Origin of the sequence: Xanthomonas cannabis pv. cannabis (assembly GCF_000802365.1) — a bacterium.
In the GTDB taxonomy this organism is placed as follows: Bacteria; Pseudomonadota; Gammaproteobacteria; order Xanthomonadales; family Xanthomonadaceae; genus Xanthomonas; species Xanthomonas cannabis.
The window spans coordinates 1-7,038 of the sequence record NZ_JSZE01000190.1; the positions used below are offsets into that span (position 1 = coordinate 1).

The 7,038-nt window shown below is 67.6% G+C and carries 8 protein-coding genes; 4 read left to right on the forward strand and 4 right to left on the reverse strand.

Going from position 1 to position 7,038, the window contains the following annotated elements; genetic code table 11:
- Both OZ10_RS19855 and OZ10_RS19860 read right to left on the reverse strand, forming a co-directional pair.
- Nucleotides 1-1,766: DUF1631 domain-containing protein (locus OZ10_RS19855; RefSeq protein WP_039566792.1), on the reverse strand; the 1,766-nt coding region annotated here is incomplete at its 3' end.
- 222 nt (nt 1,767-1,988) lie between these two features.
- Nucleotides 1,989-2,168, reverse strand: coding sequence for a hypothetical protein (locus OZ10_RS19860; protein WP_039566782.1), 180 nt, complete (start codon nt 2,166-2,168; stop codon nt 1,989-1,991).
- Nucleotides 2,169-2,289: 121 nt separating this feature from the next.
- On the opposite strand from OZ10_RS19860, the gene OZ10_RS19865 reads away from it, so the two are divergent.
- Genes OZ10_RS19865 through OZ10_RS19880 form a run of 4 tightly spaced genes read left to right on the forward strand, consistent with a single transcriptional unit; the run spans nt 2,290 to nt 5,174 of the window.
- Nucleotides 2,290-2,865 (forward strand): nitroreductase family protein, encoded by a 576-nt coding sequence (locus OZ10_RS19865; protein ID WP_039566784.1) that lies wholly within the window; start codon nt 2,290-2,292, stop codon nt 2,863-2,865.
- Nucleotides 2,862-3,848, forward strand: coding sequence for a 5'-3' exonuclease (locus OZ10_RS19870; RefSeq protein WP_039566787.1), 987 nt, complete (start codon nt 2,862-2,864; stop codon nt 3,846-3,848). The genes OZ10_RS19865 and OZ10_RS19870 overlap by 4 nt, the downstream gene beginning before the upstream one ends.
- Nucleotides 3,845-4,396 carry an NUDIX hydrolase gene (locus OZ10_RS19875; protein WP_039410027.1) on the forward strand — a complete coding sequence of 184 codons (552 nt, stop codon included), beginning with the start codon at nt 3,845-3,847 and terminating at the stop codon, nt 4,394-4,396. The genes OZ10_RS19870 and OZ10_RS19875 overlap by 4 nt, the downstream gene beginning before the upstream one ends.
- On the forward strand, nt 4,377-5,174 hold the full coding sequence (locus OZ10_RS19880) for an N-formylglutamate amidohydrolase (protein ID WP_039566789.1): 798 nt from the start codon (nt 4,377-4,379) through the stop codon (nt 5,172-5,174). Before OZ10_RS19875 ends, OZ10_RS19880 begins: the two co-directional genes overlap by 20 nt.
- Nucleotides 5,175-5,309: 135 nt before the next feature.
- On the opposite strand, the gene pip is transcribed toward OZ10_RS19880, so the two are convergent.
- Together pip and prmC are read right to left on the reverse strand one after the other, a co-directional pair.
- Nucleotides 5,310-6,251, reverse strand: a complete 942-nt coding sequence (gene pip / locus OZ10_RS19885) for a prolyl aminopeptidase (RefSeq protein WP_039410021.1) — start codon at nt 6,249-6,251, stop codon at nt 5,310-5,312.
- Between the two features lie 134 nt (nt 6,252-6,385).
- Nucleotides 6,386-7,038: peptide chain release factor N(5)-glutamine methyltransferase (gene prmC / locus OZ10_RS19890; protein WP_039566793.1), on the reverse strand; the 653-nt coding region annotated here is incomplete at its 5' end.

Here is a 7,038-nt window from a genome sequence, read left to right on the forward strand (position 1 = left end):
GCCAGCGCCTCCACGGTGCCGGGACCTTCGTCGCCGTCGCGCAGGATCGCCATGGTCAGATGGTGCTGCCACGGCTGGCGCAGGAAGTCTTCCAGTGCCTTGGGCAACGGCGCACCGGCCTGCACGCGCTGCTCCATTTCCGCCAGCGCGCGGGTACGCGCCAGCTCGAGTTTTTCCTGCCCGCGCTGGGTCTCGGTGGCGCGGCGCTCGGCAATTTCCACACGGCGCCGATGCTGCGACAGGAAATCGCGGAATTCTTCTTCCAGGGTCAGGAAGATCGCCAGGTTCTCGTTGAACTCGGCCACCAGGCGGTCGACGATTTCTTCGACCTTGCCCATCAGCACGCGTTCGGCGGCACTGTCGCCGTTGTTGCCTTCGCAGGCCTCGGCCAGCGAATTGAGCAGGCGCCGCGCCGGGTGGGTCTTTTGCACGAACATCTTGCGGTCCAGCAGCGCCACCTTGACGAACGGCACCACCAGGCGGCCGATCATTTTGCGCGAGCGGCTTTCCAGATCGCGCTCGTCCAGCATCACGTCGAACAGCATGCCGACCAGATCGATCGCATCCTCGTCCATCGGGTCGAGTTTTGCGGTGGCCGGGTCCACGCCCAGCCGCGTGGCGCTGTTGAGCACCTCGTTCTTCAACCGCTGCGCGAGCGACTCGTTGTCGTCGCCGATCGCTGCCTGCAGCGTCGCGCTCGGCGTCGCCTGCAGCAACGACAGCACCGACATCATTTCGCGCTGGCTCAACGGCCGTTGCTGGCCTACCGCCACCGACGCGGCAGAGGCGGCGTTGTCGCGCACGTTGCGGGTCTGCTGCAACAACTCGTGCAACGCATCCAGCAGCATGCCCTGGCTGCCGCCGGGATGATCGCTATCGCCCTCCATGCCACCGCCGGCACCGTCGGCATGGCCACGCTGTGCGGCCGCCTGCATGCGGCCGCGGCTATGCGCCCAGCGGTCCAGGAAGCGGTTGGCCCAGGCGGGCGCGTACTGGTCGTTCTGATCGTCGCCGCCCATCTCAACGTTACCGCCCTGTGCCTCGGCCTGCGCGCGCTCTTCCGGCGTCTCGCCGCGTGACGGCATGCGCGGCGGCGGGCGTTTGGGCTGGGACATTTCCGGCATCACGCCGGCCTTGGCCAGCGTCTCGTCCAGGCGGGCGTACAGCTTGCCGATCGGCTCGGCCAGGTCGCGTTCGCACAGCTTGATCAGGACCAGACGCACTTCCGGCGCCAGATCGCAGGTGGCAAAGGCCTCATGGATCGCCACGCCCAGGTGTTCGGGACCGATCGGGTTGGTGTCGGCCACCAGTTCCAGGCCGCCGGCGATCCAGCCCAACCGGCGGTCCACCCGCGACAGCACCTGCTTGAAATCGCGCAGCAGCACGGTCGCCAGATTGCGGACTGCCAGCCGCGATTCGAGCACGTGCTCGGGCACCAGACTCAGCGGGCCGGTGCCCATGTCGCCTGCCAGCACCACTTCGGCCGACAACGGTGTACCCAGTACCAGCGCCTGCCAGCCGTCTTCCAGCTGCTGGCGGAATTGCGTGGCCACGTCCTCGCGCCTGCGGCGCAGCTCGCGCATGCCGTCGAGAAACAGCAACTGTGACGTGCCCGCAGACTCGGCGCGATCGAACAGGACATCATCGAAGTGTGCAACTGCAGCTGCAAACACCTGCACGAGCGCGGGCACGAACACGTCGTGCGCCTGTTCGAGCAAGCGTTGGTCACGGCCCGGGTGTCCCGACGGACTGGGCTGAAAAGTCATGCGCAAAGGCTCCCCGCCTCTGCAGGCGCGAAAATATCCAAACGAGGAAAAACAGACGCGGCCCCAAATTCCGCCCCCGCATGGTAGGCGTTTCGCTCGTTTGTTAAATGTGACGCCATTCTCACTTTACTCGTGACCGCCCAGGGTTTGCGTGTCAGGCCGACATCCTAGCCCGCAACGCTGCGGTGGAGCCTGCCGTCACCCGTTATACGCCTGCGGGGGTTAAGGCTTCAGCTTGACGGACGCGTCCAGACCGTCGATCACGCCCTGCACCACACTGCAGAAGGCGTCGTCCTCGATAAACGCCTCGGCCAGCGGGATCAGCACGATGTCGCAGACCTGATCGAGCAGGTGCGGTTGCGTCTGGGCCGCGGGCCGGTGGCAGCGAACCGGGTCATCCAACCACCCAGGAGGGAGGCATGAGGTGACCACGCTACGGGCATTGACCCGGCCGGCCAGCATGCGGCGGGCGTTGGGAAGGGCCCGTCTATAATCGCCTGCCCGTCGACCAGAACCGCAACTTATGCACGCACCGTATTCGCTACAGGCGCTGGACGCGCGTCGCTCGGTCCCGTCCAAACAGCTGGGTGAGCCCGGGCCGGATGAAGACACCTTGCTGCGCATGCTGACATCGGCCGTGCGCGTGCCCGACCACGGCAAGCTGGTGCCGTTCCGTTTCCTGCGCATCGGTGGCGAGGCACGGCATGCGCTGGGCGACTTCCTCGCCGAGCGCACTCAGGCCGCCGATCCGCTGGCGCCGCCGGCGGTGGTGGAGAAGGACCGCAACCGCTTCAGCGACGCTCCGCTGGTGATCGTGGTGATTGCCGCCCTGCGTCCCGGGCACAAGGTCCCAGAGCAGGAACAACTGCTGACCGCCGGCTGCGTGTGTTTCGCGCTGCTGCAGGCTGCGCAGGCACACGGCTTCGGCGCACAGTGGCTGAGCGGCTGGATGGCCTACGACCCAGCAGTCATCGGCTATCTCGGCCTGGAACAACACGAACGCGTTGCCGGTTTCATCCATATCGGCACGCCACGCATGCAGGTGCCCGAGCGCGAGCGCCCGGACCCGCGCACCTTGCTGCGCGACTGGACCCCATGAGCAGCCTGCCCGGTGCGATTGCCGCGGCGCTGCCGGGCGGGCCACGTCCGCAGCCGCTGTACCTGATCGATGCCAGCCTGTATGTCTTTCGCGCCTGGCACTCGATCCCGGACGAATTTCAGGATGCACAAGGCTGGCCGACCAACGCGGTGCACGGGTTTGCGCGTTTCTTGCTGGACCTGCTCGAACGCGAGCGCCCGCACCACATCACCATCGCCTTCGACGAGGCCTTGGACAGCTGCTTCCGGCATGCGATCTACCCGGCCTACAAGGGCAACCGCGAGCCGGCGCCGGATGCGTTGCGTCGCCAGTTTGCGCATTGCAAGGCGCTATGCGCCGCACTGGGCCTGAGCGTGCTGGCGCACCGCGACTACGAGGCCGACGATCTGATCGGCAGCGCCCTGCACAGCGTGCGCGCACAGGGGCTGCGCGGTGTCATCGTGTCGGCCGACAAGGATCTGTCGCAATTGCTGTTCGAACACGACGAACAATGGGATTACGCACGCAACCTGCGTTGGGGCATGGACGGGGTCAAGGCACGGCATGGCGTGCATGCGCACCAGATCGCCGACTACCTGGCGCTGTGCGGCGACGCGATCGACAACATCCCCGGCATCACCGGGATCGGCGCCAAGTCGGCCGCCGTGCTGCTGGCGCATTTCGGCAGCCTGGACGCACTGCTGGAGCGCATCGACGAGATCCCGTTCCTGCGCTTGCGCGGCGCCGCGCAGATGGCGGTGCGGTTGCGCGAACAGCGCGAGCACGCATTGCTGTGGCGCCAGCTCACCACCATCGCGCTGGACGCGCCGCTTGACCTGACCGATGCCGGTTTCACGCGCGCGCACGCCGACGCGGACATGCTGATCGGGCTGTGCGACAGCCTGCGCTTCGGCCCGCTCACACGCCGGCGCCTGCTGGCCGTGTGCGACGGCGCCGCACTGCCCCCTCCTCCCGCCTCCCTGTCTCAAGGCATCTCCCCATGAACCGACACGACACCCCGCCCACCGTGGTTTACGAAGGCAAGTACCAGCGCATGGTCGTGCGTGGCACCTGGGAATATTCCGAGCGCGTGCATGCCGGCGGCCTGGCCGCGATCATCGTGGCGGTGACGCCGGACGATGCGATGTTGTTCGTCGAACAATTCCGCGTGCCGCTGCAGGCGCGCACCATCGAAATGCCGGCCGGGCTGGTAGGCGATGTGCATGCGGGCGAGTCGATCGAGCTGTCGGCGATCCGCGAACTGGAAGAAGAAACCGGCTGGACCGCCGAGCATGCCGAAGTGCTGATGATCGGCCCCACCTCGGCCGGTGCCAGCAGCGAGAAGATCGCCTTCGTGCGCGCCACCGGGCTGAGCAGGGTCGGCGCCGGCGGCGGCGACGACAGCGAAGACATCACCGTGCACGAGATTCCGCGTGCGCAGGTCGGCAGCTGGCTGGTGCAGAAGATGGCCGAGGGCTATCAGATGGACCCCAAGCTGTGGGCAGGTCTGTACCTGGTCGATCACGCACTGGATGGCACGCCACGTGGCTGACGCTGTCGTCGCTCCCTTGCTTGGCCCCGACGATCCGGCACCGTTTACCGTGCACAACGCGCAGGCCGCCTCGCCATGGCTGTTGATCGCCGACCACGCCGGCCAGCGCGTGCCGGCACGGCTGGCCAATCTGGGCCTGCCGCAGGTTGAGCTGGACCGCCATATCGGCTGGGATATCGGCATTGCGCAGGTCACGCAGCTGTTGGCCGATGCGCTGGACGCCGTTGCCATCGCCCAGACCTATTCGCGGCTGGTGGTCGACTGCAACCGCCCGCACGCGTCCGCCACGCTGATGCCCGAGATGAGCGACGGCACATCGATTCCCGGCAATCTGCAGCTGTCGGCCGAGGCGCGGCGACAGCGCATCGACGAGATCTTCGCGCCGTACCACGCACGCATCGCGGCGGAACTCGATGCACGCGCGCAGCGCAAGCAACCGACCTTGCTGGTGTCGATGCACAGCTTCACCCCGATCATGGCCGGCCATGCGCGGCCCTGGCATGCCGGGGTGCTGTACAACCGCGACACCCGGCTGGCGCATCGCCTGTTGCAGGCGTTGCGTGCCGAACCGGATCTGGTGGTCGGCGACAACCAGCCCTATGCGGTCAGCGATGCCAGCGACTATGCGATTCCGGTGTATGGCGAAGGCCGCGGCCTGCCGCATGTGGAGCTGGAGATCCGCCAGGACCTGATCGCCGATGCGGCCGGGCAACTCGCATGGGCACAGCGCCTGGCACGCATCCTGCCGCCATTGGCACAGGCATTGCTGCTGCCCTGAAACCGGCATCACTGTCGGCAATTACAGTGGGAGCGCGCTTGCGCGCGATGAGGCGTCACCGATAACGCTCCATCGCGCGCGAGCGCGCTCCTACGGGTCATGCGAGGGCATGACCCGGCTGCCCTGACGTCGGGCTCAGGCAAACCCATCGGTGGCACGCACCAGCGCATCGACGTTTTCCGGCTCGAATGCCGAATGCCCGGAGGCCGGGCTGATCTGCAGCTGCGCCTTCGGCCAGACCTTGTGCAGGTCCCAGGCGCTTTGCAACGGGCAGACCACGTCGTAGCGGCCGTGCACGATCACGCCGGGGATGTCGGCGATGCGGTGCGCATCGCGCAGCAGCTGGCCTTCGACCTCGAAGAAGCCGTTGTTGACGAAGTAGTGGTTCTCGATGCGCGCGAACGCCAGCGCAAAGTGCGCGTCCTCGTGCCCGGTGACGAAGTCCTCGTCCACATGCAGGAAGCTGGTGGCTCCTTCCCACACGCTCCAGGCCTTGGCCGCGGCCAGGCGCGTGGCTTCGTCGTCGCTGGTCAGGCGGCGATGGAAGGCCGCGATCAGATCGCCGCGCTCTGCGGTCGGGATCGCATTGATGTAGTGCTCCCAGGCGTCCGGGAACAGGCGGCTGGCGCCTTCCTGGTAGAACCACTCCAGCTCGAACCGGCGCAGCAGGAAGATGCCGCGCAGCACCAGCTCGGTGACCTGCTGCGGATGGGTCTGCGCATAGGCCAGCGCCAGCGTCGAGCCCCAGCTGCCGCCGAACACCTGCCAGCGGTCGATGCCCAGGTGCGTGCGCAGGCGCTCGATGTCGGCGACCAGATCCCAGGTGGTGTTGTCGGTGAGGTCTGCATGCGGGGTGGAGCGCCCCGAGCCACGCTGGTCGAACAGCACGATGCGGTACTTGGCCGGGTCATGGAAGCGACGCATCTTGGCGTTGCAGCCGCCACCCGGGCCGCCGTGCAGCATGACCACCGGCTTGCCCTGCGGGTTGCCGCACTGCTCGAAATACAGCGTGTGGCGGTCATCGACCTTCAGGCTGCCCTGCTCGTAGGGCGTGATCTCGGGATAGAGCGTGCGCATGCGTCGGTCCTGGGCGAAAACGCATAGTGTATCGACCGGCGGCACCGCTGCCGCCTGCCCCTTCTGTGGCGCAGCACCGCTGCGCATGCCGGCGCCGAGCGGCCGGTGTTGAGCACCTGTGGCGGCAACGCGGCTCAGCGCGTGGCGGCTGCCTCCCAGCGGCCAAGGGTCACCCGGTCGCGCTGTTCCAGGTCCTGATGCGTGGCCACCTGCGCAAATCCCTGCACGCGCAGCAGCTCGCCCACCGCCGCGCCCTGGTCCCAGCCATGCTCGAGCAGCAGCCAGCCGCCGGTACGCAGATGGCCGGGCGCCTGCGCCACGATCAACCGGATGTCATCCAGCCCGTCCTTGCCGGAGGCCAGTGCGCTGGCCGGTTCATGGCGCAGGTCGCCCTGTTCCAGATGCGGGTCGCCGGCCGCGATGTATGGCGGGTTGCTGGCGATCAGGTCGAACTGCTCGCCGGCCAGCGGCGCAAACCAGCTGCCGTGTCGGCAGTGCACATTCGATAGGCGATGCCTGTCGGCATTGCGCCGGGCGATGGCGAGCGCGGCCGCACTGGCATCGGTGGCGACCACCGCGGCCTGCGGCCGCTCGCTGGCAATCGCCAGTGCGATGGCACCGCTGCCGGTGCCCAGGTCGGCGACGCGGCGGCCGGGCGTGTGGTCCAGCCGTTCCAGCGCCAGCTCCACCAGGGTCTCGGTGTCGGCGCGCGGGATCAGCGTCGCCGGCGAGACTTCCAGATCCAGCGTCCAGAACCCGCGCGAGCCGGTCAGATACGCCACCGGTT